Here is a 24,574-nt window from a genome sequence, read left to right as displayed (position 1 = left end):
CGGGAAACCCGGACGCATCAAGCTCAAAGGGAGGAAGAAAATGAGGAAATTGATATCCACCACGGTTGGATCGGTGATCGCCCTGGCTGCGTCACTGTCGGCGGCACAGGCCGACAAGCTGACACTTTATTGTTCGGCGCAAGAAGACTGGTGCCAACTGATGGCGCGCAGCTTTGAAGATGCGACAGGCATCGACGTCAACATGACCCGGAAGTCGTCAGGGGAGACCTTTGCACAAATACGCGCCGAAAGCTCGAACCCGAAAGGAGACGTTTGGTGGGGCGGTACGGGTGATCCGCATTTGCAGGCCGCCGAAGAGGGCTTGACGATGGAATACATTTCGCCGATGCGCGACCAGCTTCATGATTGGGCGATATCCCAGGCAGAAAGCGCGGGCAACAAGACGATCGGCATCTATTCAGGCGCACTTGGCTACGGCTACAATTCCGATCTTATCGCTGCAAACAACCTGCCCGAACCGGCCTGTTGGAAAGACCTGCTGAAGCCAGAATACAAAGGCCACGTTCAGATGGCGAATCCGAACTCATCAGGTACGGCCTATACCACGCTGGCGTCGATGGTTCAGATCTTTGGCGAGGACGAAGGCTTTGAGTTCATGAAGGGTCTGCATTCGAACATCAACCAATATACCAAGTCCGGGTCCGCGCCCATCAAGGCCGCCGGTCGTGGTGAGAACACCATTGGTATCGTCTTCATGCATGACGCCGTGAAGCAGGCCGTTTCAGGATTCCCGATTAAGGTCGTCGCGCCGTGCGAGGGCACGGGATACGAAATCGGCTCGATGTCGATTATTGAAGGGGCGCGCAACGTAGAAGAGGCGAAAAAGTTCTATGACTGGGCGCTGTCTCCAGAAGCTCAGAATCTTGCTCTTCAGGTCAACGCGTTTCAGGTACCGTCGAACAAGAACGCAAAAACTTCGGAGAGCGCGCCAGACATGAGTCAGATCAAGCTGATTGATTATGACTTCAAAAAGTATGGGTCCTCAGACGAACGGAAGCGTCTGTTGCAGAAATGGGACGAAGAGGTTTCGACTCTGCCGCAGTAAATGACTGACCAGACTTCAAAAACGACCCATCCGGTCCTGGTCTTCTGGATCACGGCCGGGTGGGTCGGATTCTGCCTGTTACCTTGGTACATGGTCGACGGCGGCCTTTGGTCGTTCGAGTGGCTTTTGGACGGCTATCCATTCGATGAGGATTACGCCCCCGCTGCGTTTCTGATTGGGCAAGGTGAAAGACTTTGGCTCGCTCCGCTTTTGATCGCACTCGCCCTGCCGCTTCTGGTGTTGAAGCGCACCAAATCTGATCCAGTTTACGCCCGCATACTGATCCTGTCAGGGGCGCTTGGCTTTGGCTGGCTGATCGCTCAGGGGTTCAGCATTGGCATCAGAGGTTTCAACTTCAATTGGCTGGAGGCGATGTTTGGCGAACTTGGCGACCGTCAGTTTGGCATGGGCTATGGCGCGATGATATGCGCCTCGAGCTTTCTGTTCCTGCTTACTCAGGGGATTGCGGCAAGGGGTGCCATTAACGGTGACGTCTTTGTCGTAAGCGCCATCGGGGGCGTTATTACAATTGTCACCGCGTTTGTCTTTTTTCCCATCGCGAAGATGCTTTTCGCTGCCTTCATCACCGAAGACGGCGCGTATTCCATCGCGGTCTTCTTCTCGAAGTTTTTCGATGATCGACTGTGGGGTCTGGGGTGTTTTCAGGGCGCGCGTTGTGGCGCAGCCTGGAATTCACTGTTCCTCGCCATCCTCGTTGGTGTCATCACCACGGTCCTGGGTCTTTGCTTTGCACTTGTCGTGACGCGCTCGGGCTTTCGCTACAAGCGCGCGCTGCGGGCTCTGACCGTTCTGCCAATAATCACCCCGCCATTCGTGATCGGACTGGCGCTGATCCTGCTTTTTGGCCTGTCCGGCTCTGTCACCCGGTTCTTTGCCGAACTGTTCGGCACGCAACCGACACGCTGGCTTTACGGAATGCCGGGCATCCTGATCGCGCAGACACTCGCGTTTACGCCAATTGCGTTTCTTGTTCTGATCGGTGTGGTTGAAGGTGTCTCTCCGTCGATGGAAGAAGCGGCGCAAACGCTCCGCGCCAGCAGATGGCAGACATTCAAGACGGTTTCCTTGCCCCTGATGCGGCCTGGTCTTGCGAACGCATTTCTTCTGGGCTTCATCGAAAGCATGGCCGATTTCGGAAATCCGCTTGTATTGGGCGGGAATTTCGACGTGCTTTCGACCGAGATATTCTTTGCCATCGTCGGCGCTCAGTACGATCAGGGCAGGGCCGCGGTTCTGGCCATGGTGCTGCTGTTCTTTACTCTTTCCGCCTTCTACGCGCAGCGTGTCTGGCTGGGGAAGAAAAGCTATACAACCGTCACTGGCAAAGGGGATGCCGGCGTTCATCCACTGATGCCCACTGGCCTTTCTGTTCCGGTGCTGCTCATCGCTCTGGGCTGGGCGCTGTTCACAATTGTTGTCTACGCGATGATCATTTACGGCAGTGTTGTCGAGCTGTGGGGCGTCGATAACTCGCTGACGATCAAACACTATATCACTGCATTCTCGGTCCGCTTCGAAGAAGAGGGTATTCGCTGGACCGGGGCAGCTTGGGACAGTTTCTGGACCACCATAACCATCGCGGCCATTGCTGCGCCATTGACTGCCGCCGTTGGCCTGGTGACCGCCTATCTGCTGACAAGACAAAGTTTTGCAGGCAAGAACGCTTTCGAATTTGGAACAATGCTGTCCTTCGCTATCCCCGGGACAGTGATCGGCGTCAGCTACATCCTGGCCTTCAACGTTCCGCCAATTGAAATCACGGGTACGGGTGTCATTCTCGTTGTCAGCTTCATCTTCCGCAATATGCCGGTCGGCGTTCGTGCGGGGATCGCGAGCATGTCGCAGCTTGACCGCAGCCTTGATGAATCCTCGCTGACCCTTGGTGCAAACTCGTGGCAGACGTTCCGAAATATCATTCTGCCGCTGTTGCGCCCTGCGATACTTGCCGCGCTTGTATACAGCTTTGTGCGCGCCATGACGGCGATCTCGGCCGTCATCTTTCTGGTCAGCGCAGAATATGACATGGCGACCAGCTACATCATCGGTCGGGTCGAGAACAACGACTATGGCCTTGCGATCGCCTATTCGACGACGCTGATCTTCGTGATGCTCGCGGCGGTCGGCTTATTGCAACTTCTCGTCGGTCGGGTCCAGATTGGCCGACGCACGCAGCACGCTACGGAGACATCGCCATGACCGACACCAAAATCGGTTCCAAGGCCGCCCCGGTACGCTTTGAGAACGTGTCGAAAGTGTTCGGCAAGGATGTCGTTGCCGTCGACAACATCAACCTGAACGTCGAGGCGGGAAAGCTCGTCACACTGCTTGGCCCGTCAGGCTGTGGGAAAACAACGACTCTGCGCATGATTGCCGGGTTGGAAATGGCAAGCTCGGGCAAGATCCTGATCGGAGATCGAGACGTGACCAAATTGCCCGCAACCGACCGTGACGTATCCATGGTGTTCCAGTCATACGCGCTTTTCCCTCACATGAGCGTACTGGAAAACGTGATGTATGGCCTCACATTCTCGGGCTTTGCAAAGGATGAAGCCCGCAGCCGCGCTCTGAATGGGCTGGAACTGGTTGGGCTTCAGGGGTTCGACAGCCGTCTTCCCTCTGAACTGTCAGGGGGTCAACAACAGCGTGTTGCAGTCGCCCGCGCGCTGGTTCTTGAGCCGCAGGTTCTGCTGTTCGACGAGCCGCTGTCCAACCTCGATGCCAAGCTTCGCCGTCAGGTGCGAGAGGATATTCGGGCAATCCAGCAAGATCTTGGTTTGACAGTTGTCTACGTGACCCACGATCAGGAGGAGGCACTGGCGGTCTCGGATGAGATTGTCGTCATGCGCAACGCAGCAATCGCCCAAATGGGCACCCCACGCCAGCTTTACGACGCCCCGAACGACCGATTTGTCGCTGATTTCATAGGCGAGGCAAACCTTTTGGAGTGCCAAATCGTCGAAATCAATGGCGACGCGGCAACGATAGAAATAGAAGGGTATCGCCACACGCTACCACGTCGAGGTTTGTCCGAAGGACCTGCGACCATCGCCGTACGCCCCTCACGTCTGGTCATCGGCTCAGACAAAGGCATTCCAGCCACGGTGACCAAGGCGACCTATGTCGGCGTTCGGATGGAATACACGCTGACCGGTGAATTCGGTCAGGTTTTTGCCGTACACGATGACGTCGATGCGCCGCTTGATCCTGGCACCGAAATCAAAATGGGCTTTGCTGACAAAGGCCCCGTTCTTTTGCCGGATTAAATGCCGAAACTCATTATCATTACGCACCCCGAGGTCGCAATCGATCCGGCCGTCCCGATAACTGAGTGGGGCTTGAATGCTGTGGGCCGCAAACGCGCTACTGAGTTTGCATCCAGTGAAGTCTTGTCCAACGTGACGCAGATATGGACCAGTGGCGAGCGGAAGGCCCGCGAAACAGGTGAGATTCTTGCTGCACCACGAGCGCTACCCGTGAATTGCAACTTGAGTCTTGGTGAGAACGACCGCAGCGCAACCGGTTACTTGCCTCGGGACGATTTTGAGGCCGCGGCCGATGCTTTCTTTGCTCAGCCGTATACGAGCTATCGCGGTTGGGAAACAGCTGTCGAGGCGCAGAAACGCATTCATCGCGCAGTAACAGAAATAATCCATACGCATCATGCCGGGGATCTTGCAATCGCGACACACGGGGCAGTAGGCACATTGCTTTGGTGCGCACTCTCGGATTGTTCGATAGACCGCAAGTATGACCAGCCCTCGCAAGGCCATTTCTGGCAGGCTGATCTAGCGACGCTCAAACCTGAATCAGGTTGGGTCTCTTTTACCTAGACGTTAAGCGCTCCAAGCGTTTTCTGCGATCTCACGCAACGTCTCGAACACATCTGGTGTGCCTGCGATTACGCGTCCGCCGTCTCGGATCATCGCATCGGCGTTCTGATCCTCGACAACGCCGCCCGCTTCCGCGACCAGCAATTGCCCAGCCAGACAATCCCAAGCATTCATGTGTTCCTCGACGTAACCCAAAAGGCGTCCGGCAGCGACGTAGGCCAACGAAAGCGCTCCGCTGGCATTTCTGTGAAACATCGCCCCGTGCTCGATCAGATCCTCGATCACGGGTAAAACATGACGGCTTTCAATCCGGTTCGAGTATCCTACGGCCACAGTTCCGTCGCGCAACGGCACTCCTGAAGCGACGCGTATCGGTGATCCGTTAAGTGTCGCTGTTTCTCCGCGCGTTGCGACAAATGTTTCATCCACGTTTGGATCATGGATCACGCCAATCTCCGTTTGGCCGTTGGTGACACCAGCAAGAACAATGGTCCATGCTGGAATACCGTTCACGAAATTCGTGGTTCCATCAATTGGATCAATAACCCAGTCAAAGCCACTCTCTCCCGCTACCGCGCCATGTTCTTCACCGTAAACGCCATCTTTGGGCCAAGTTTCCGCGATCTTTTGACGAATGAAAGTCTCAACGCTCCTGTCCGCCTCGCTAACCCAGTCCTGAGCGCCTTTTTGATCAACGACAAGATTGACCCGATCTGCAAAGAACTTTTTGGCCACTACCCCAGCCTGCCTGCAGATCTCGGTGGCAAAGTCTGTGCGTTCTGAAAGTCGGGACATAGGAGCTCCTTTTTCGGTTGGAGAGGCCCAGCAACACTGTAGGCCAAGCGAAAACCAGGCTCCAGACTGATCGAGTTTCAGAGCCTATGCGTTCCTCCCTGGATCACTAGTGAATGGTCTACACGCCATTTCAATCGGATCAATCGTTCTTGTGCACCAAGAAAGACCGCAAATTGATGATTCACTAGGGCACAGGCGTCAATCTGGCGAAGGTTGCTGAACTGGAAAGTCTAATGGAAGAAAAGGCCGCCTGATTGGCAAGCATACCTCAACAAGTGTGGCGCAGAATGTGGGGCACGAAAGTTGCCATATTTTATTTGTTTTCTCAAAAACGCTTATACGGTTTTTTGGTGCGGGCGGTGGGACTCGAACCCACACGGGCATACGCCCTTCAGATTTTAAGTCTGATATGTCTACCATTCCATCACGCCCGCACGGCGCAGCCCCTGGGGCCGTGCAATTTCCTTACAAGCACAGCGGGATGAGAACAATGCGCTTTGACGCAGATGAACCGTGATTTTTCGGTGGAAAGCTGGTTCTGCCATCGCAGTCGTTCTGCGGCTGGGCCTCTCCCCTGTTTCGAGGTCACGTAACAATCGCCTTTCCGACATCATCTCTTCCTCGGCAAACCATCATGGCGCGGATTGCGCTGCACGTTCACTTTGCGCATGACCTTGGTGTCGTCTCCATTTACCACCGCTGAAAACCGTTCTTCGCCCATTCACAAAGAAGACCCGGCCGGTTTTCCAACGTCTAGGATGATCCTTTGTAGGTACTTCCATCGTTTACAAATAATAATATTCATTTTAATGATTGCGTATGAATGGAATTTCTTTGTCCCGACGCAGCTTCCTGTTCAATGCCACGTGCCTTGCGGCACTTGGAACTCAAGCCAAGATCGTGCAGGCAGAGCTGCGGCTCGGACCTTCAGCCCGAATTACGACCGTGTCAGACGGATACCTGTCATTGCCACCTGATGTTGTTTTCGGAGCCCTGCCCAAGGAGGAGGTCGAGCAATTTCTGACCCGCAATCAAACGGACGCGACCAAGTACGAGCCAGAGTGCAACGTCACGCTTTATCGAGATGATGAAAACACCGTGCTGTTCGATGCTGGAGCGGGGCCGGACTTCATGCCCACATCGGGCAAACTGATGGAAACTATTGAAGCAATCGGCCTGTCGCCCGAAAGTGTCACGCATGTGGTTTTCACCCACGCGCACCCGGATCATATCTGGGGTGTTCTGGATGAGTTCGACGACCTGCTTTTCCCAAATGCGACGCACCTCATTGGACGCAAAGAATGGGATTACTGGTGGAACCCCTCAACGGTGGACACGATAGGTGAAGATCGCACCGCGTTCGCGGCCGGTGCCAAGCGGCGATTGGAAGCAATCGAGGATCAGGTCGCGTTCTTCGAGGATGGGCAAGAGATACTTCCGGGCATTGCGGCACGGGCAAGCTTTGGGCACACGCCCGGTCACATGGCTTTTGAGCTTCGAAATGGGAATGAGTCCGTGATGGTCGTAGGCGACGCGCTCGGAAATCCGCACGTGGCCTTTGAACACCCCGATTGGCACAGTGGAACGGATCAGGACCCCCAGGTCGCCGCAGCTGCGCGTTACTCACTTCTGGATCAGATTTCCGAAGAGAAAATGAGAATGATTGGCTTCCACCTGCCGAACGGAGGAATTGGCCGCGTCGAAAAGACCGGTTCGGCCTACAGGTTCATTGGAGAGGCGTCATGATACGATCACTCATGATTGCGGTTGCTTTCGCCACGCCAACTTGGGCAAGCGAGGATATTGCTGACCAGTATCCGCAAAGCGTTCTGTATTCCAAGCCGGTCGAGTTCATTCCTGGCGTCTATTCCGCCATTGGCGCAACCGCTCCGCCGACCTACGAAAACTCTGGTCACAACAACAACCTGAGCTTCATCCTGACCGGTGAAGGCGTGGTCGTTGTCAACGGCGGTGCGGCCTATGTCCTTGCCGAGGCGCTGCACAAGGAAATTCAGGCGGTTACGGATCAGCCGGTCACGCTTGTCTTCAACGAAAACGGTCAGGGGCACGCGATGCTTGGCAATGCCTACTGGTCAGAAATCGGTGTTCCAATCGTCGCCCATTCGGATGCAGCAGCTGAGTTCGAGGAGTATGGCCCTCAGATTCTGGAAGGAATGAAACGATACAATCAGGACAAGGCAGAGGGGACGTTTCTGGCAGGCCCAACCGAGACATTCGATGATGAATACGTGGTTGAGATGGGCGACTTCCGGATCGAAGCAAAATACCTCGGACCGGCCCACAGCCCCGGCGATATCTCGATCTGGCTGCCGAACCAAAGCCTTGTCATCGCGGGTGACATGGCATTCCACGAGCGCATGCTGCCGATCTTTCAGGATACCTATACCGCGGAATGGCTGGAAACCTGGGACAACGAGTTCGAGGCTTTGAATGCCACATATGTCATTCCCGGGCACGGTCATCCCACGAATATGGATCAGGTGCGCCGCTATACACGCGATTACCTGGTGTACCTGCGAACCAGGATTCAAGAGCATATGGATGCAGGCGGCGATCTGACCGAAGCCTACTATGTCGATCAGTCCCCCTATGCCCATCTGGACACGTACGAGGAACTGGCAACCAAGAATGCCGGGCGCGTTTTCGAACAGATGGAGTTCGAGTAAGTCAGGAATGCTGTAGTACCGGTAGACGCATCAAAAACCTGTGCGTGCCTATCGCCCCAACCCACATGAAGAAAACGGCAAGCCAGGCTGTCAATGACAGGGCGGACCCGCCTGAAAGCCCGGCGCCCACGGCGCAACCTCCGGCAAGCATCGCTCCGAACCCCATGAGGACAGCTCCGACCAGGTAACGTTCCATCGGGGTATCCGAGCCAAAACGTTCGATCTTCCACTCGCCGGAAATGATGGCAGATCCTGCTGCGCCAATGGCCACGCCGGGAACAAGGCCGATGCCGAAAGACAGCACCACATTTCGCTCTGCAACCAACGCCATCAGCGTGTCTGTGGCCGGGCCGGTAAACGTCACTGAAGACACAGGCACGACTTCGAAAGAAGCTTGCGCGATGGAATATGTCATGAACCACCCAAGCGCCACTGCCCCGCCCACGCCTGCGGCTGTCACGATCTTTGCAGGTGCGACATTTCTATGAAAAGCAAACACAATTGCCAGAACAAATCCAATTGCGGCAACGGCTGTATAGGCCGGTGGTGAAAGCCCGATTATTTCTGCAAGATCGCGCTCTGCGCCTCCCGAGATGGTCCACAGACCGGAAATCGCTTCACGGGCCGGGCTGAGTACTCCTGTGTAGGCGGCCTGAGCCACCAAGGTCAAAATCAACCCTGTCACAAGTGCACGCAGATTGCCGCACGAGGCCAAGACCAGCAGGCGAGAGGCACATCCACGCGCAAAAACCATGCCGATGCCAAACATCGCCCCACCAATAATCGCACCGCTAAGGCTGCCGGTTGACGCGATCGCGCGTGCCTCGGAAAGGTCCAGCAATTCAAGCGAGACAAGCGCCTGTACCAGCGTCAGTGCCGCGGTAAAGGCGATCAGCCAAACCGCCAAGCGGGGGCCAAACTTACCTTCGGCGACTTCCACCGTCGATGCGCGCAAACAAAAATGAGACTTCTGAGCCGTCACGCCGAACAAGATACCGACCAGCACTCCGGCAAACGCCAGGGTGCCCGGGTCTCCCAGCAAATCGATGAGCCTCTCCATGGACAGAAACTCTCACTTCGTTGCGTGTGCGTCCTTGTCTTTGGTCAATTCGTCAGTGTCATTGCGCAGCCATTGGCCTGCGTGCCAATTGGCATTGCGTCCACAACTCGCCCAATGCTGATCCCAGCCGGTCCACGTCTTCACAGGTGTGCACCGGCGACGGCGTAATCCGCAGACGTTCCGTTCCTTTGGGAACAGTTGGATAGTTGATGGGCTGGATGTAGATCCCATAGTCACGCATCAGCACATCCGAAATGAATCGACACTTGACCGGATCGCCGACCATGACCGGAATGATGTGGCTTGGGTTCGGTGTATGGGGAATACCCAGATCGTCCAGCCTGTCCCGGGCTTCGCGCACGCGCTTTTTGTGCTGTTGCCGCTCTGCATTGCTTTGCTTCAGGTGCTTCACCGAAGCCGCAGCTCCTGCTGCAACGGCCGGAGGCAAAGCAGTGGTGAAAATAAACCCGCTGGCAAAGGATCGGACAAAATCGACAAGCTCCTTCGACGCCGCGATGTACCCGCCGACCACGCCGAACGCCTTGCCCAAAGTCCCTTCGATCACGGTCAGGCGGTCCATCAGGCCCTCGCGCTCGGCGATGCCACCGCCGCGCGGACCGTACAGCCCGACCGCGTGAACCTCATCCAGATAGGTCATCGCGCCATATCGGTCCGCCAGATCACAGATCTCGGCAATCGGTGCAATATCGCCATCCATGGAATAGACGCTTTCAAACGCGATCAGCTTGGGCGCATTTGCAGGCAAGTCCGCAAGTTGCCTTTCAAGGTCTTCAAGATCGTTGTGCTTCCAGATCCGCTTTTGACAACGGCTGTGACGAATCCCCTCGATCATCGAGGCGTGGTTCAATTCGTCGGACAGTACCGTGATGCCGGGGATGCGGGACGCCAAGGTTCCCAAGGCCGCCCAATTGGATACATAGCCGGACGTGAACAGCAATGCTGCGTCCTTGCCGTGAAGGTCCGCAAGCTCCTGCTCCAACAGCACATGTTCGTGCGTGGTCCCCGAGATATTCCGCGTCCCACCGGCACCTGCACCGCATTTGTCGATCGCCTCGTGCATGGCCGCAAGAACCTTGGGATGCTGTCCCATTCCAAGATAGTCGTTCGAGCACCAGACAGTGACTTTTTCGGGACCACCCCCTGCGTAACTGCGCGCCTTAGGAAACGCGCCGCACTGACGTTCGAGGTCAGCAAAAATCCGGTAGTTTCCTTCCTGTTTCAGTAGATCTAATTGATCTCGAAAATACTGCCGGTAGTTCATTTCAATCCCCAACGGCCTCTTCAACGATTCCAGACAACAGGGTCTGGACCTTTTGCATTGGGCCATCCGGATAGCTTCGGTATCCGACCTTCACCCCGTCATCGTCCTCGGCCACGAAAATCCCGTATGGGCAATAGCCGATATTCATCGGATCAGCTTCCATCACCTCTCGCGAAATCTTTGCCGAGCAAAAAATAAAGATGTCCGCCGCCGCGAATATCTGTTTGTCGCTGCCGACATCAGCGCCCGTTCGGTTCAACATTTCGCCAACGTGGCTCACATAGTCGATGACCAACCCCTGCCCGACAATGGCGGATTCGACCGCAAAGGTGGCATCATCAAAACTTCCGTCAAAGGGGGTCGTGATGATATCCTCGGCAAGCCCTTGACTGGCAGAGACCGCAAAAAACGCGGCCGTGATGATTAAGTGTTTCATGATCTTGATCCTCCTCCTGAGCCGCAGTTTCTCAGATTGAGCTTCGGGGGCTTTGACCCGTGTCAAAACCCCCGAGAACTTCTATCCAAACATGTCCGAGGTGATACCGGCATACCAACCCAGCGACTCTTCATACGTTGCTTTTCTCAGATCGGCATCTTCGCCGGTCTGGCTGATGAAGCCGTCCACCTTGGCGATTTTTTCCGGCGTCGCCTCGTAGGTTGCGCCAACCTTCACGCCATCATCCGTGTCGATCAGCGACCAGCAGGTGTTGGAGAACTTGGCCGGGAACACCTTGGATCCGGTCAACGCGCCCCGCACGGCATTCGCGCACACTTTCGCCTGACTGTTGGCCGAGAAACCCGATTTCGGCATGTCACCCTGCTGGCTGGCATCGCCCAGGACATAGATGTCCGGATCCGCCTTGGAGGACATGTCCGCGGCAATGACCGGCGCCCAGTTGCCTTCGGTCACTCCGGCCATTTCGGCAATGCGTCCGGCTTTCATCGCCGGGATCACATTGCAGACGTCGACTTTGGTCTCTTCTCCGTCGATGGTCACCGTCATCGCGTCCGGGTTTACCGAGACATTTCCACCACCAAAGTCTTCACCGATCCAGTCGACCATGCCTTCGTAATGGTTTGCCCAGCCTTCCTGGAACAATGCCATCTTCGAAAACTTCGGCTTCGGATCCGCCACGATGATTTTCGCGGTGGGATTGTTTGCTTTCAGAACATGCGCAACCATCGAGACCCGCTCATAGGGTCCGGGCGGGCAGCGGTACGGGTTTGGTGGTGCAACCATCGCAAAGGTACCGCCTTCGGGCATCGCCATGATCTGAGCTTTCAGAAGCTCTGTCTGCGAGCCGGCCTTGTACGCATGCGGCATCTTGTTTTGCGCCGAGACGTCCCAGCCTTCAACAGCCCCGTCGACAAAATCGATACCCGGGCTGAGGATCAGTTTGTCATACGGGACCGAGCCCCCCCCGGCCAAGGATACAGTCTTGGCATCGCGGTCAACACCGATGGCCCAATCGTGGACCACGTTTATCCCATAGTCGGCAGCAAGCGTTCCATAGCTGTGCGCGATATCGGAAAGTTCCTGGAACCCTCCAAGATACAGGTTCGAGAAGAAGCAGGTGTAGTAAGTCCGCGACGGCTCGATCAGCGTCACGTCGATCTCACCTTTGCTGTCCTTCGCAATATAACGGGCAGCCGTAGCGCCGCCTGCACCGCCGCCGACAACAACGACCCGGGGCCTGCCCTGAGCCAGAACCATCGGTGCAGATAATCCGGCTGCCGCCACCCCGGCGGCTCCTAGAAATATACGTCTATTGAGTGTCATCGCGTTTCCTCCCCTTAGGCACAATCACTCTGGGTTATTGAAATATGCGGCCAACGCCGCGATCTCGTCATTGCTCAGCCTTCCGGCGATCATTTGCATAACCGGGTGTGGCCGCTTTTTGTCCTTGTATGCGTGCATGGCGACGACAAAATCCTCGTCGGGCCAATACACGATCGACGGGATACCCTCGTCACTTCCCTCGATCTGATGGCACGTCGTGCATTCGCTGCTGAGATATGCGCCGTATTCGGGATCTCCCTGAATCGCCAGGATCGCTGGATCGACGGAATGGTCCGTGCCTTTCGCGGTTGGGTCCGCTTCGGGAATGTCCCGAGGGTTGTCTGAAAACCCTCGCAAATAGGCAATCACATTGGCCCGGTCTTCCGGGTCTTTCAGACCGCGAAAGCTCATCCTTGTGCCCGAGGCGAATGCACGGGGATTTTCGATATAGGCTGACAAGGTGTCAGCGTGCCATTCCAAACCCGAATTTCCCGCGCGCATAAGGCTTTTGGAATAATTGAAATCATCGAGACCTGCGGCCTTGCGCCCAAAGACACCATTCAGATGCGGACCGATTTTGTTTTCCGCGCCTTCGCCAACCTGATGGCAGCCTTTGCATTTGGCGAACACTGTTTTCCCGGCCTCGGCATCACCAAGGTCTTCGGTTGCGTAGGTCGATGTGGCGAAAGCCGCCACAACCGCCGCACACGCCACTATGTCCGACCACCGCACGATCAGCTTCCGAACGATTTGAGGTAGACAATCACGGCCTCAACGTCGTCTGGCTTCCGGAGCCCTGCAAAAGACATTCGCGTGCCCTTCATGTAATCCTTGGGTTTCGTCAGGAAGGCCGCCATTTCCTCATCCGTCCAAACAAGGCCGGCTTCGGATGCGGCTTTCATCGCCTTGGAGTATTTGAACCCCTCGACCGATCCTGCATTGGCCCCGACTATTCCGTTCAACGCCGGCCCGGTGCCGTGCTTTGCACCTTCACCAACCTGATGGCAGGCTTTGCACTTCTTGAAGACTTTCGCTCCGGCGGCAACCAGTTCCGTTGCTTCGTCGGTCTCTTCGGCCTCTTGAACGGCTGGCTCCGCAGCGGCTTCTTCCTCGGGCTTGGGTGCCGCTGCCGGAATGAACGACGGGCCGTCCGCAGTGAATGTCGGCAACCCCTCAACGGTGGCATCATTCATCACCGAGTTCGACCCACCTTCGGGCGGCGTCTCGACCAGAAAAACGGAACGCATCGTGACAGCGGACTCTGCCTTGCAGTTTTCCATGCAAGGCTCTTTGCGCCATTCGGCGTACTCGGTCTCGGGTCGTGTATCGACGACAAAACCGTCCTTATTGTACATCTCGAATTCGGCGAAGTTTTCGTTGCTCAGTTCGAAATCGTCATCCACCAAATCATTTGAATACAGGATGTAGGCAACAATCGCATAGGTCTCATCTGCGGTCAAAGTGCCCGCCTCGCCAAATGGCATGGATCGGGAAATGTAATCCCAGGCAGTAGACAAATGCGGCCAGTATGACCCCACGGTCTTCACGGGATCTTCGTTTGCAAGCGTATCGAACCCACCGGCAAGAACGGGCCAGTTGTCCACACCTTCGGCAAACTCTCCGTGACATGACGCGCAGCGGTCGGCAAACACATCTTCCCCGGTCCAAACGTCGCCCGATCCGACAGGCAAGCCCCGCCCGTCCGGCAAAACGTCAACGTCCCAGGCCGCGATCTCTTCTTCTAGCGCAGGCCGTCCAAGCCCATAGGTGCCCTCGCGGCTGGGCGCGGGTGCGGTCAGGTTCGCGCCATTCGCGACCCGTTCCGCTGCGGCGGCCTGAATTTCCTGGAGTTTGAGCTCAAGCTGGGCTGCTCGTTCGGCTTCTGTCTTCGCTTTTTCCTGTGCGGCTGCTGCGTGGGCCTCGACCTGACCAATCCGGGTTTCCAAAATTTCGATCTTCGATTGGCCGAAGTTTCGGTTGGCGAACACCAACGCCCCCGCAAGCACCAACGCCGTGCCGCCAAATACGGGCAGGAAAACATGACTAAGAGACTTCGACATTCTCGGCGATCCCCTCTGCGCTTACGTACCACGTCTGGATACAGTTATTGTGATAGACCGAGTTCTCGCCGCGCTTTTCGCGCAGCTGGTCTTTGGTTGGCTGTACATAGCCGGTCTCATCCATTGCTCGGGCCTGTAGGAGCATGGGCGCCCCGTCCCAATTCGTGTCGAGATAGAAACGTGTCAAAGCCTTGGTGTCGCCCTGCTTGCCAAGGCGTGCCGTCTCCCACGTGATGCCGCCGTCCTTGGACACATCGACACGGGTAATCTGTCCGTGGCCTGACCATGCAAGCCCTGAAATCACCAGCGGCCCGGGCCCATGTTTGATCGGCATTTGCGGGCTGGGCGAGGTTATGACGGATTTCGCATCCATCACCCAAGTCCATTTCTGAGCCGTGCCATCGGCGTAAACATCGGTGTATTTCGACGTTTCTTCGCGACTTTCGACCGCCCTGTCGACGACCTCGATCCGGCGCAGCCATTTGACCCACATGTTGCCTTCCCAGCCTGGCACGACCAGGCGCACAGGATAGCCATGTTCCATCCGCAGGGCCTCGCCATTTGCCTTGAAGGCCACCAACACATCATCCAGCGCTTTTTCCATCGGAATGGAGCGGCCATTGGACGACGCGTCCGCGCCCTCGACATAGACCCATTTGTCGGGCGAGATATCGGCGCCGGCCTCTTGCAACAGTGTGCGCAGCGGAACACCGGTGTATTCCATGTTGTGGATCATACCATGGGTGAATTGCACGCCGTTGAGCTGCGCACCCGCCCACTCCATCCCGGTGTTCGCCGCGCATTCGCAGAAGTACACGTGGTTTTCGCGCGGGAAACGTTCGATGTCGTCATACGTAAAGACAAGCGGGCGATCGACCAGCCCGTTGATCATCAGCCGATAGTCTTCCTTGCGCAGCTCGATTGCGCCCGAGTGGTGCCGTTCAAAGGCGCAGCCCTGGGGTGTGATGGTACCATCAAGCGCGTGGATCGGCGTGAAGTTGATCGACGAAACCGGAGAGGCGGTCAGCCATTCCACATTGCGGCGCACGACATGGGATTCATAGCTGATCGGCATGCCATAAGGTGTCTCGTCAACGCCTGCACCCGTGTACGATGCCCAATCCTGAAGCTCTGTTATCAGGGGGTCGGGCGTTTCTGCCACTGCCGCACCTGCAACTGACCCCGCGGCGACCGCGGCACTGCCTTTCAGGAAGGCCCGGCGGGACGGTTTGAACGCGTCATCCATATCTCTTAGGTCTCCATCTGTTTCTTAGGCGCCGACGACATCGACGCTGGTGTTCTCTTGCACCGTTACGGTTCCAAGGTTGCGAATGTGGTTTTCGACGACATCCCAGATCGGCGGACCTTCGGTGCCTTCGTTGACGCTGGCCCAGCCGGCCACGACATAGGTTTTCGACGGATCAATCGCTTCACCTGTCTTGAGCAGGGTCATCTCGCTGATCCGCTGCCCTTGCGGCTTGGTCACGTCGATGCGGTAGCCCAGCCCACCGACACGGACCATGTCGCCGCCCTGCTGGTAGTAGGGATCAGGGTTGAACAGGTTGTCGCCAACATCCTCGAGGATCACATGGATGAACTCACCCGTCATTTCCGTGCGATAGGCATTCGGATATGACATCGAAGTGACGTTCCAGATGTCCTCGCGCGTGATCTCCTGCCCCGGCAGGATCGACGGCCCCCAACGAACACCGGGGGACATGGCAATGTCTGCCTCCCGCTCTTTGAGCAGGGCATCACAGATCAGGTCATCCCAGGTTCCGTTGAAATTGCCGCGACGATAGAGCAACGAGTCCGTTCTGCCGATCACTTCGCTAAGCGTCGCCTCATAGGGCGCGCGCTGCTCATCTATCAGGGCGGTGATCGCAGGATCCGGAGCGATAACATCAGAAAAGATCGGGATCAGCTTGTGCTTCAACCCCATCAACTGCCCATCCCGCACATCCAGATCCACGCGGCTGACGAACTTGCCGTTCGAGCCTGACGCGATGATATGCGTTTTGCCCACCAGAATCGGCTCGGGCAGCGCATCATGGGTGTGGCCACTGAGAATCACGTCGATCCCCTGCACCCGACCGGCCATTTTCTTGTCCACGTCAAAGCCGTTATGGCTGAGGACGACGACGACATCGGCACCGGCATCGCGAACCTCGTCGATCATTGCCTGCATGTTCTCATCCCGAATGCCGAAAGAGTATTCAGGGAACATCCAACCCGGGTTCGCAATTGGCATGTAAGGGAACGCCTGCCCGATCACGGCAACCTTTGCACCGCCTCGGTCAAAGAACTTGTAGGGCTTGAACAATTCCGCAGGTTCATCCCATTCGGCATCAAAAATGTTCTGACCCAAAGCGGCAAAGGGCAGCCCTTCGACGATTTCGTTAACTCTGTCGCTGCCCAGCGTGAACTCCCAATGAAAGGTCATTGCATCAGGTTTCAGCGCGTTCATGACATTGACCATGTCCTGACCAGCCGTCTGGTAACAGGTGTAAGACCCGTGCCAGGTATCGCCGCCATCCAAAAGCAGGGCATCGGGCCGGTCCGCACGGATGGCATTGATCACCGTCGAGACCCGGTCCAAACCACCGACCCGACCGTAGGTCTTTGCCAGGGCCGCAAAGTCGTCGTATGTCAGCGCATAGGCGGACGGGCTGCCATCCTCGATCCCGTAGGCCTTGCGGAACGCGGCCCCCGTGACGTGCGGCATCTGCCCTTTCGCCTCGCCGATACCCAGGTTTATCTCGGGTTCACGGAAGTAAATCGGTTTGAGTTGCGCGTGGATGTCAGTGACATGGATCAGGCTGATATTGCCAAAGGTCTCAAACTCCAGCAGCTGATCCTGCGTCAGACTTTGCTGCGCGCAAAGCCTGGCCCAATTGCCAAACCCGGACGCTCCGTACAGAGCCGATGCCGCCATTGAAACCTGCAAGAAGTCACGTCGAGAAATCATCTTTCGGCTTTCCTGTTACACATATAAATGTATGAATGTTGCATTCTTGAAAAACCCGCGCCAGACATCGCCCGCGCGGGTCGTTCGTTATTGGCGCACAGCCGGGGTTTCGACTGAAAGCCCGTTGCCACGCGAGGCAACATAAAGCTCCAGCGCACGGAATTCGTCTGAACCTTCGGCAAAGGTTTCCGCCCGCGTATCACGAATACAACCGCGGAAACGATTGTGTCGCGAAATCAGCTTGGCCTGTTTCAAGCGATACGTCGGGAACCCGTTGATCATTCCCTGGCTCAGGTGATCTGCCCGGATCATGTTGCCCCAATTGTCTTCATGACAGTTGGCACAGCTCAGCTCCAACTGGCCATAGCGAGTATAGTACATTTCCTTGCCCTGTTCCCAATACGGGGCGGCATCACCGTCGATGGCAACGTTCATGGGCATCCCGCGTGACTGTAGTCCGATCAAAGCGACCATGCCCTGCATATCGCCGCCGGACCATTTCCAGGCATCGGCCTCCATGTGCTCGGTCCGGCACGCGTTGATCAGATCTTCCATGACCACCAGCTTGCCGGTTTCGGCATCAACCTTCGGCATGGAAGCCTGCAATCCCTTGAAGCTTTCCACCCCGTCGTGGCACGAGGCACAGCTTTTGCCGGCAGCCCCATCGACCGTCTCAAAAAGGTCAGCAGCCTGATCGACGAAGATCATCGCCGGATTGTCGAAATCATCGATCTGAAGGGCCTGGGTTTCATCCGTACGGAAATGCCAACCGGAATAGATCGTGTCCAGGTTTTCCAGATGCGCCGGCGCTTCGGTGACCGAGGTCATGTCCAGCTCGTCATTGATCACAAGATCGTCTTCGTCAGGTCCGGCCATTGCTGCCACTGGGAAAACCAGAACTGCCGCGATCGCCGTTAATGCCTTTGTATTCATTACGTTCCTCCCTTGGTGGACCAGCGCCAAACGTCATGTCCGGCGCTGATCTGCCTTAGTGGTCGAGCCGTCAGGCGATCTCGATCGATTTCTTCTCATCGTAGACAGAGCCGTCGTCATCGTACCAGGTGAACACGAACTCACCTGCCTCGGGCACGGTTGCCTCAAACTGGAAATACGGGTTGGTTGAGATTGCCGGCTCCATCGTCACATCGATCACCATTTCGCCGTTAAACTCACAGCTGAAACGGTTGATGATCGACCGAGGTATGACGTTGCCTTCTTTGTCCTTGCGCTGTCCGCTTTCCATCTTGTGGCTGATCAATGTCTTGATCGTGACGGTTTCGCCAGCTGCGGCTTTCTTGGGAACCTTGACGCGGGGTTTCACACCGGATGCCATTGGTTAGTCTCCTGTTCTTCGAGGCGCGCGTGGCTATCAGCCGCCGCAGCCGCCGATTGTCACTTTTACGGTCGCGGATGCCTTGGCAAAGCTGCCATCTGCCATCTTCGCCACGGCAATGACATCCTGCGTTCCGGCAAGGCGGATACGGGTTGAAGCAGCCTGTTCAGCGGCCAACGGGCCGAAGTTGAACGTTGCGACGCCCGGTTCGGGGTTGCCTGCTGCAACGATCAGAATCGACGCCGCACCCGGGGCGCTTACTTCGATCGGAACGGTGTTTCCGTTTTCGGCGATTTCAGGTGCCGTCAGTGTAACACTGCCGTCAGCCACATCCGCCCCACCGGTAAACGCGGCAATCGCATCCTCAGCGGCCGCATTTGCACGAAACGGCATCATTGTCAGGAACGCGGCACCCAGCCCAAGGGCCAGAGTTTCGCGGCGAGAGAGTTCCATTTTCAATCTCCTTTGAATCTTCGAAAAATCACGCTGGACAAGCGTGACTATTCCTCTTTCAGGGTTGCAAGAAACGCGACCACGTCTTCGATTTCCTGCGCTGTCAGGATCGACGTCAGAGGCTCGGTCGGGGCTTTGCCGGTATAGGCGTCGCCCGGGCGGATATAGCCGTCATCCTTGTAGAATGCCGGCATCACCGTGCCTTCGAACGTCATTTTCGCGTTTGCAACCAATCCGCGAAGCTCGGCCTCGGACCAACGATCACCGGCACCATCCAGCGCCGGGCCAACCTCGCCATGGAACGGAATATCGGCCAAAGCCGAGACCGCATGGCACGCCACGCAATTGCCTTTTGACTTGTCGCCAACGATCAGCGCGCCATTTGCCGCGTCACCGGCCGCGCCGGTCAACGAGACCTCTACGGCACCATATTCACCATAGGTTACGTTTTTCGGGTCGGTATCCGCGGCAAACGCGGCACCCCCTGTCATTGCGCAGACCAATGTTAAGAGTCTCAGCTTCATGATCCCTCCCATTTGCTAACACGCCGACGGCGCTTTGCGACCCAAAGCATTTGTGTACCGTAGTCGACGAGGGTGGCCTGTCGCAACATTAAATTCATTACAATGAATTTTTTTATTTATATCCCCCGACCTCAGTCTTGCGAAATATTGTTTCGCTCCTGAATGCGCCGTGCGTGGTAGCGCTGAAAATCTTCACCATTTTCAAGTTCGTAGCGCTTTTCAAAGACCCAGGTGAACAGATCCAAGGTTGTTCCTTTCGAAAACGCCCCCGGCATGACTGCAACCGCTGCATCAATGGCGGTGGCGTCCTCGGGAACCTCTTCCGGCAGAAATACAAGGGTCGGTGTAAACAGAATCCCCCATTTGCGCATCAGCGCTCTTTGCTCGCTCTCTTCCCCGTCAAAGTCGGTGGCCGTGGTGCTACCGTGCAGATCCAGTTGGACGACAAAGAAGTTCTCTTCGATGTACGCCGCCAGGTCGGGCTGGGGGAAAACCTCTTCGTGCATTTTCTTGCAATAGATGCAGCCCTGTTGCTCGATAAACAAAACCAGGCGTTTGCCTTCATCTGACGCCTCTTCAAGATCCTCGCGAAGGTCTTTGAACGTGTCGCGCATCCATAGTGTTTTGTGCAACCCGTCGTCGCCAAGCTCGGCGGCTGAAACCGCCACGCCCACTAAGCACGCCATCAAAACTGACAATGTTCGCTTCATGTTTTCCTCCCGTATTATCCGATGGCCGCAAGCCAGGGCATATGGTCCAGCATCCATTGAGCCACGCGATTGATCGAGTTGGTTGCGATCAGAGCGCCGAACAGAATCAACAGACAGCCCATGGCCTTCTCGATCAGAGGCAAATGCTTTCTGAACCGCGCCATCCACTGCATGAAGGGGCGCACCAAAAAGGCCGCCAGAACAAAGGGGGCGGTCATTCCCACCCCGTAAACGAATAGAAGCATCGCACCGCGCCAAGCCGTCTCGGTTCCGGCCGCCGTAAACAGGATTGCAGCAAGCACGGGCCCGACACAGGGCGTCCAGCCAAAAGCAAATGCCAGTCCCAGAACATACGCACCAATCAGGCTCGGGTTTGATGTTTCACCGACATCTGCCCGAAACTGGCGATACAGGAATCCGATGCGAATCAGCCCCAGGAAATGCAAGCCCATCGCCATGATGATGGCCGCGGCAATCCAACGAAGAATATCGAAGTATTCGCGGATCATTTGACCGAATATCGAAGCCGTGGCCCCAAGGGCCATAAATATCGTTATGATCCCTGCTGCAAAAGCGATTGCAGAAAGCGTTGCCCTGCGGCGAACGTTGCCGGAAATGACTGAACTGGCAGAAATCTGCTCCATCCCGACACCCGCCAGGTAACTGAGGTAAAACGGGACAATCGGCAGGATGCACGGGGACAGAAATGACAACAGCCCTGCGACCAAAGCCCCTGCAAATGTAATGTCGAGCATGGTCAAACCCGTCCTGGCACGCTATCATTCATACATTCAAAGTAATAAAGATATGACGCTGCGGTCAATCGGAGCTTGAGATGCGCCACCTTTTCCTGCTTGTGCTTGCGGTCACGTTGCTTATTTCGCCTCTGGCTTTACGGGCGGAAATGGCGCTTCTGATGGCCGAAGAAGATGGGTGCATGTGGTGTGCCCGATGGGATTCCGAAATCTCGGGGATCTACCCGAAAACACAAGAAGGAGTTGCCGCCCCGCTTCAGCGTGTCGACATCCATGAATCCCTGCCGGATGGGATCACCCTAGAACGACCTCTCTACTACACTCCGACCTTTGTTTTGCTGGACAACGGCCACGAAGTCGGCCGGATCGAAGGCTACCCCGGCGAAGACTTTTTCTGGGGGTTGTTGGGCGTGATGCTGCGTGACGCAGGGGTACAGGTTGAGACCTCTGGCTAATCGGCGGCAAATTACATAAACTGTTTTGAATGCGTGAAGCTGAGAAAGCGAGGCGATCCTTTTGGACAAACCATCGAAACTGCCGGTGTTCACAAAGGACATGTGTGCGGAAGATCTGGACCGAATGATGGAGAATGCCCAGACGGCATCAAACTTCCTGAAGGCCATCAGCCACGAGGGGCGTCTGATGATCTTGTGCTATCTGTCATCGGGTGAAAAGTCCGTCACCCAGATGGAAGAGATGCTGTCGGCGAGACAGGCCGCCGTATCCCAACAATTATCCCGACTGCGCTTTGAAGGCTTGGTCAAAACACGGCGCGAGGGTAAGACAATTTATTACAGATTGGCTGATGATCGTTCGACGCAAATACTGGAAGTCGTTTACGATCTTTTCTGCCGGGAGACGTAGAAGCCGGTCAAGACGCCGCCAGCTTTGGGAGGAGACTGGCAATGTTCGAAGCATTGGGAGACGCAAATGCCGTTGCTCTGATCGGTTTGATTGGGGGCATCGCTTTGGGGCTGGCTGTGCGCATCGGGCGCTTTTGCACGTTGGGTGCAATCGAAGACTTCCTTTACGCGGGCGATGACCGGCGACTTCGCATGTGGGCGGTTGCGATTGGCGTCGCGATTGTTGGAAGCCATGCCGCCATGGCGTTCGGGTGGCTTGACCCTGTCGGAACACGCTACCTTGCCCAGACCTGGAACCCGATCGGTTCGATCGTGGGTGGCCTCATGTTCGGTTATGGAATGGCCATCAGCGGGAACTGCGGCTATGGGGCGCTGGCAAGGCTGGGAGGTGGCGACCTTCGATCCTTCGTCATCGTCCTGATCATGGGCCTTTCGGCGTATGTCGTAATGTCCGGCCCCCTGGCATATCTGCGGGTTTGGCTGTTTCCAGTGGAAATGGATATCAGCGCGCCCCAAAGCGTCAGCTTTCTAGCTGAACGGGTGACCTCTGTTCCGGCGTGGTTCGTCGGTTCTGCCGTCGGTGTCGTTTTGGTGGTCTTCGCTTTGGCGAACCAGCAGTTCCGCAGTACGCCAGCGCAGGTGTTCTGGGGATCTGTGGTTGGACTGGCGATCGTTTCGGGCTGGCTTGGCACGAATTGGGTAGCAACCCACGGCTTTGACGGTGAGCCGGTGCAAACGCATACCTTCGCGGCACCCTTGGGTGACACGATATTCTACTTGATGACAGCGTCCGGAAACACTTTGTCTTTTGCCGTCGGATCAGTCTCGGGCGTTCTGATCGGCGCGTTTTTGGGGTCTTGGTCAAAGGGTCATTTTCGCTGGGAAGCCTGCGAAGATCCGCGCGAATTGAAACGGCAGATGCTGGGCGCGGCGATCATGGGCCCCGGAGCGATCATCGCAGTCGGTTGCAGCGTCGGACAAGGCATATCTGCCTTCTCACTTCTGGCCTACAGCGCGCCTGTGACATTCGCCGCGATCTTTGCAGGCGCGGCGCTTGGACTGAGACAACTAGTGTCCGGGCTGTCCTTCATTACCGAGCGCTGAGTTCTTAACACCACCATGCCTTATGCCAAAAAGGTGTCGGTCGCGCCGAGTAGCCCCACTTGAGTGGTCAGGCTTTGTTGGTTGGTACATGACCGGTCTTTTGGTTGATCTAAAGAATGGTTTGCGGCGCTCGCACCCGCAATGTCCCAGGGTCGGTCGAGAATTCTGCACAGCCCAATCGCATGCGTCACTCCGCAAAAGGCGGAACAGGAATCTTCAACGATCTTCAATGCCAAAAGAACCCAGCCTTTGAGCCGCAAGCCTTCAGGCAATCACGAGGCAGGTCTTGCCTCGGATAAACTATCAAAAAAGGCAACAAGGACTTCAGCAACCGCAGTTTCGGCTTTCTGACACATTGAAGACCTGCCAGCGAAAACGAGATTTGGTCGTCAGCAAGGACCCTGCAATCCCACAAGGCCACCGAGGCAAAAAAGCAATCACCGGACAGCCAGCCAAGTCTGCGATTTTTGAAATCTCCGCCCTGTCTGGCTGTACATGTTGCAGCCTTGGCCAGTGACACGCTTTTCTTCGCAAAGCTTTCGTCAGCTTGACTGAATTGGCGCTTGGCCAAGAACCTGCCTTAGTTCATGCCCAAGGCTTCCTTATTATGTTGGCTAACAATCCGAGTCGTAGCTATTTCCATTACTTGCGCCAGCTTTGAATCGGTTCGCGACCGCATCATAGCTGACTTGCAGACTTGAGACACATGGTGCGCAAATGGAAGGCAAGATGACGCCAGGACACCTGGTGTACTGGTAAAACTGAGTGATCTGGCATCGCTGTTGTCTGAGGCCTCGTATTATTTACCTGCGCATCCGAAATATTTACCTGCGCATCCGAAATAAAAGACGACTAAATGCGCCGTTCAATTGCTGGTTCATGGTCTCGTGGCGGCATGCCAGGTCCTCTCCAATCAAGACCCTGCGATAGAGATCTCAAAGTGGGTGTTCACCACACGCAACAAGTGCTCAAAGTCACCCTGTACGGCATCCTCCAAAAAGGTCTGAATTTTGGCTTGCTCGGCTCCGGCTCTCTCGGCTGCGGCCTGGTAGCATGCTAGCACTTCAAGGGCGTTAGTATTTGTTCTTGGCAGGTCGATGGTTGCAAGTTTTTTCATGCTAAATCCTCATGTTGAATATCGGTTAACTATCGCACGCCAAAAATTAATCTCAGGTGTAGAAATTGCGGCTTTTCCCCAATGCAGAGTGTCAACGGCGGCGTAAAAACCGGCCATGGGGCGGAGCAAAAGTCGTCCACTGATTGGGTGACCGGCGCCTTGGCAA

At 56.1% G+C, this 24,574-nt stretch carries 25 protein-coding genes and 1 tRNA gene; 9 read left to right on the top strand and 17 right to left on the bottom strand.

The window, feature by feature from the left end:
• Positions 1-40: 40 nt before the first annotated feature.
• The 4 genes from GOW56_RS20855 to GOW56_RS20840 are packed head-to-tail and all read left to right on the top strand — an operon-like array spanning position 41 to position 4,917.
• The gene (locus GOW56_RS20855) at positions 41-1,066 is read left to right on the top strand and encodes an ABC transporter substrate-binding protein (RefSeq protein WP_171207080.1); all 1,026 of its coding nucleotides are present in this window, start codon (positions 41-43) and stop codon (positions 1,064-1,066) included.
• Positions 1,067-3,283, top strand: coding sequence for an iron ABC transporter permease (locus GOW56_RS20850; protein WP_171207079.1), 2,217 nt, complete (start codon positions 1,067-1,069; stop codon positions 3,281-3,283).
• A complete protein-coding gene (locus GOW56_RS20845) occupies positions 3,280-4,350 on the top strand; it encodes an ABC transporter ATP-binding protein (RefSeq protein ID WP_171207078.1) in 1,071 nt (356 codons plus the stop codon). The genes GOW56_RS20850 and GOW56_RS20845 overlap by 4 nt, the downstream gene beginning before the upstream one ends.
• Complete coding sequence (locus GOW56_RS20840; protein ID WP_171207077.1) at positions 4,351-4,917, top strand: histidine phosphatase family protein; 567 nt, start codon at positions 4,351-4,353, stop codon at positions 4,915-4,917.
• Between the two features lie 3 nt (positions 4,918-4,920).
• Here the strand turns inward: GOW56_RS20840 and GOW56_RS20835 are convergent, their stop codons facing one another.
• Entirely contained in the window at positions 4,921-5,712 is a 792-nt protein-coding gene (locus GOW56_RS20835) for an inositol monophosphatase family protein (RefSeq protein WP_171207076.1), read from the bottom strand.
• Between the two features lie 348 nt (positions 5,713-6,060).
• A tRNA-Leu gene (locus GOW56_RS20830) sits at positions 6,061-6,146 on the bottom strand.
• Between the two features lie 385 nt (positions 6,147-6,531).
• On the opposite strand from GOW56_RS20830, the gene GOW56_RS20825 reads away from it, so the two are divergent.
• The gene (locus tag GOW56_RS20825) at positions 6,532-7,458 is read left to right on the top strand and encodes an MBL fold metallo-hydrolase (RefSeq protein WP_171207075.1); all 927 of its coding nucleotides are present in this window, start codon (positions 6,532-6,534) and stop codon (positions 7,456-7,458) included.
• Positions 7,455-8,399 carry an MBL fold metallo-hydrolase gene (locus GOW56_RS20820; RefSeq protein WP_171207074.1) on the top strand — a complete coding sequence of 315 codons (945 nt, stop codon included), beginning with the start codon at positions 7,455-7,457 and terminating at the stop codon, positions 8,397-8,399. The genes GOW56_RS20825 and GOW56_RS20820 overlap by 4 nt, the downstream gene beginning before the upstream one ends.
• 1 nt (position 8,400) lies before the next feature.
• On the opposite strand, the gene GOW56_RS20815 is transcribed toward GOW56_RS20820, so the two are convergent.
• The 14 genes from GOW56_RS20815 to GOW56_RS20750 form a co-directional block, all read right to left on the bottom strand.
• Entirely contained in the window at positions 8,401-9,459 is a 1,059-nt protein-coding gene (locus GOW56_RS20815) for a YeeE/YedE family protein (RefSeq protein WP_171207073.1), read from the bottom strand.
• A 58-nt stretch (positions 9,460-9,517) separates the two neighbouring features.
• Positions 9,518-10,741 (bottom strand): 5-aminolevulinate synthase, encoded by a 1,224-nt coding sequence (gene hemA, locus GOW56_RS20810; protein WP_171207072.1) that lies wholly within the window; start codon positions 10,739-10,741, stop codon positions 9,518-9,520.
• A gap of 1 nt (position 10,742) precedes the next feature.
• On the bottom strand, positions 10,743-11,177 hold the full coding sequence (locus GOW56_RS20805) for a DUF302 domain-containing protein (protein ID WP_152457377.1): 435 nt from the start codon (positions 11,175-11,177) through the stop codon (positions 10,743-10,745).
• An 81-nt stretch (positions 11,178-11,258) separates the two neighbouring features.
• Positions 11,259-12,521, bottom strand: coding sequence for an NAD(P)/FAD-dependent oxidoreductase (locus GOW56_RS20800; protein ID WP_171207071.1), 1,263 nt, complete (start codon positions 12,519-12,521; stop codon positions 11,259-11,261).
• A 24-nt stretch (positions 12,522-12,545) separates the two neighbouring features.
• Entirely contained in the window at positions 12,546-13,253 is a 708-nt protein-coding gene (locus GOW56_RS20795) for a c-type cytochrome (RefSeq protein WP_371807932.1), read from the bottom strand.
• Between the two features lie 2 nt (positions 13,254-13,255).
• Positions 13,256-14,581, bottom strand: a complete 1,326-nt coding sequence (locus GOW56_RS20790) for a c-type cytochrome (protein WP_171207070.1) — start codon at positions 14,579-14,581, stop codon at positions 13,256-13,258.
• Complete coding sequence (soxC, locus tag GOW56_RS20785) at positions 14,565-15,827, bottom strand: sulfite dehydrogenase (RefSeq protein WP_171207069.1); 1,263 nt, start codon at positions 15,825-15,827, stop codon at positions 14,565-14,567. Before soxC ends, GOW56_RS20790 begins: the two co-directional genes overlap by 17 nt.
• Before the next feature lie 24 nt (positions 15,828-15,851).
• On the bottom strand, positions 15,852-17,549 hold the full coding sequence (soxB, locus tag GOW56_RS20780) for a thiosulfohydrolase SoxB (protein WP_171207068.1): 1,698 nt from the start codon (positions 17,547-17,549) through the stop codon (positions 15,852-15,854).
• A gap of 87 nt (positions 17,550-17,636) precedes the next feature.
• Positions 17,637-18,482: a sulfur oxidation c-type cytochrome SoxA gene (gene soxA, locus GOW56_RS20775; RefSeq protein ID WP_171207067.1), complete on the bottom strand. Its 846-nt coding sequence runs from the start codon at positions 18,480-18,482 to the stop codon at positions 17,637-17,639.
• A 70-nt stretch (positions 18,483-18,552) separates the two neighbouring features.
• Positions 18,553-18,882, bottom strand: a complete 330-nt coding sequence (soxZ, locus tag GOW56_RS20770) for a thiosulfate oxidation carrier complex protein SoxZ (protein ID WP_171207066.1) — start codon at positions 18,880-18,882, stop codon at positions 18,553-18,555.
• A 36-nt stretch (positions 18,883-18,918) separates the two neighbouring features.
• Positions 18,919-19,335 carry a thiosulfate oxidation carrier protein SoxY gene (gene soxY / locus GOW56_RS20765; protein WP_171207065.1) on the bottom strand — a complete coding sequence of 139 codons (417 nt, stop codon included), beginning with the start codon at positions 19,333-19,335 and terminating at the stop codon, positions 18,919-18,921.
• A gap of 47 nt (positions 19,336-19,382) precedes the next feature.
• On the bottom strand, positions 19,383-19,859 hold the full coding sequence (gene soxX, locus GOW56_RS20760) for a sulfur oxidation c-type cytochrome SoxX (protein ID WP_171172632.1): 477 nt from the start codon (positions 19,857-19,859) through the stop codon (positions 19,383-19,385).
• Between the two features lie 131 nt (positions 19,860-19,990).
• Complete coding sequence (locus tag GOW56_RS20755) at positions 19,991-20,569, bottom strand: thioredoxin family protein (protein ID WP_171207064.1); 579 nt, start codon at positions 20,567-20,569, stop codon at positions 19,991-19,993.
• Between the two features lie 14 nt (positions 20,570-20,583).
• Entirely contained in the window at positions 20,584-21,324 is a 741-nt protein-coding gene (locus GOW56_RS20750; protein ID WP_171207063.1) for a cytochrome c biogenesis CcdA family protein, read from the bottom strand.
• Positions 21,325-21,404: 80 nt separating this feature from the next.
• Here GOW56_RS20750 and GOW56_RS20745 point away from each other — a divergent pair, with 80 nt between their 5' ends.
• From GOW56_RS20745 to GOW56_RS20735, 3 genes are all read left to right on the top strand, one after another.
• On the top strand, positions 21,405-21,779 hold the full coding sequence (locus GOW56_RS20745; protein ID WP_171207062.1) for a hypothetical protein: 375 nt from the start codon (positions 21,405-21,407) through the stop codon (positions 21,777-21,779).
• Between the two features lie 100 nt (positions 21,780-21,879).
• Positions 21,880-22,188: a metalloregulator ArsR/SmtB family transcription factor gene (locus tag GOW56_RS20740; RefSeq protein ID WP_152459831.1), complete on the top strand. Its 309-nt coding sequence runs from the start codon at positions 21,880-21,882 to the stop codon at positions 22,186-22,188.
• A 41-nt stretch (positions 22,189-22,229) separates the two neighbouring features.
• On the top strand, positions 22,230-23,291 hold the full coding sequence (locus tag GOW56_RS20735) for a YeeE/YedE family protein (protein WP_171207061.1): 1,062 nt from the start codon (positions 22,230-22,232) through the stop codon (positions 23,289-23,291).
• A 913-nt stretch (positions 23,292-24,204) separates the two neighbouring features.
• Here GOW56_RS20735 and GOW56_RS20730 read toward each other — a convergent pair.
• Positions 24,205-24,408 carry a hypothetical protein gene (locus GOW56_RS20730; RefSeq protein WP_171207060.1) on the bottom strand — a complete coding sequence of 68 codons (204 nt, stop codon included), beginning with the start codon at positions 24,406-24,408 and terminating at the stop codon, positions 24,205-24,207.
• Between the last annotated feature and the right edge of the window lie 166 nt (positions 24,409-24,574).

The sequence above is a fragment of the Ruegeria sp. HKCCA0235A genome (assembly GCF_013033235.1).
GTDB lineage: Bacteria > Pseudomonadota > Alphaproteobacteria > Rhodobacterales > Rhodobacteraceae > Ruegeria.
This window is presented reverse-complemented; position numbering and strand designations above follow the sequence as displayed.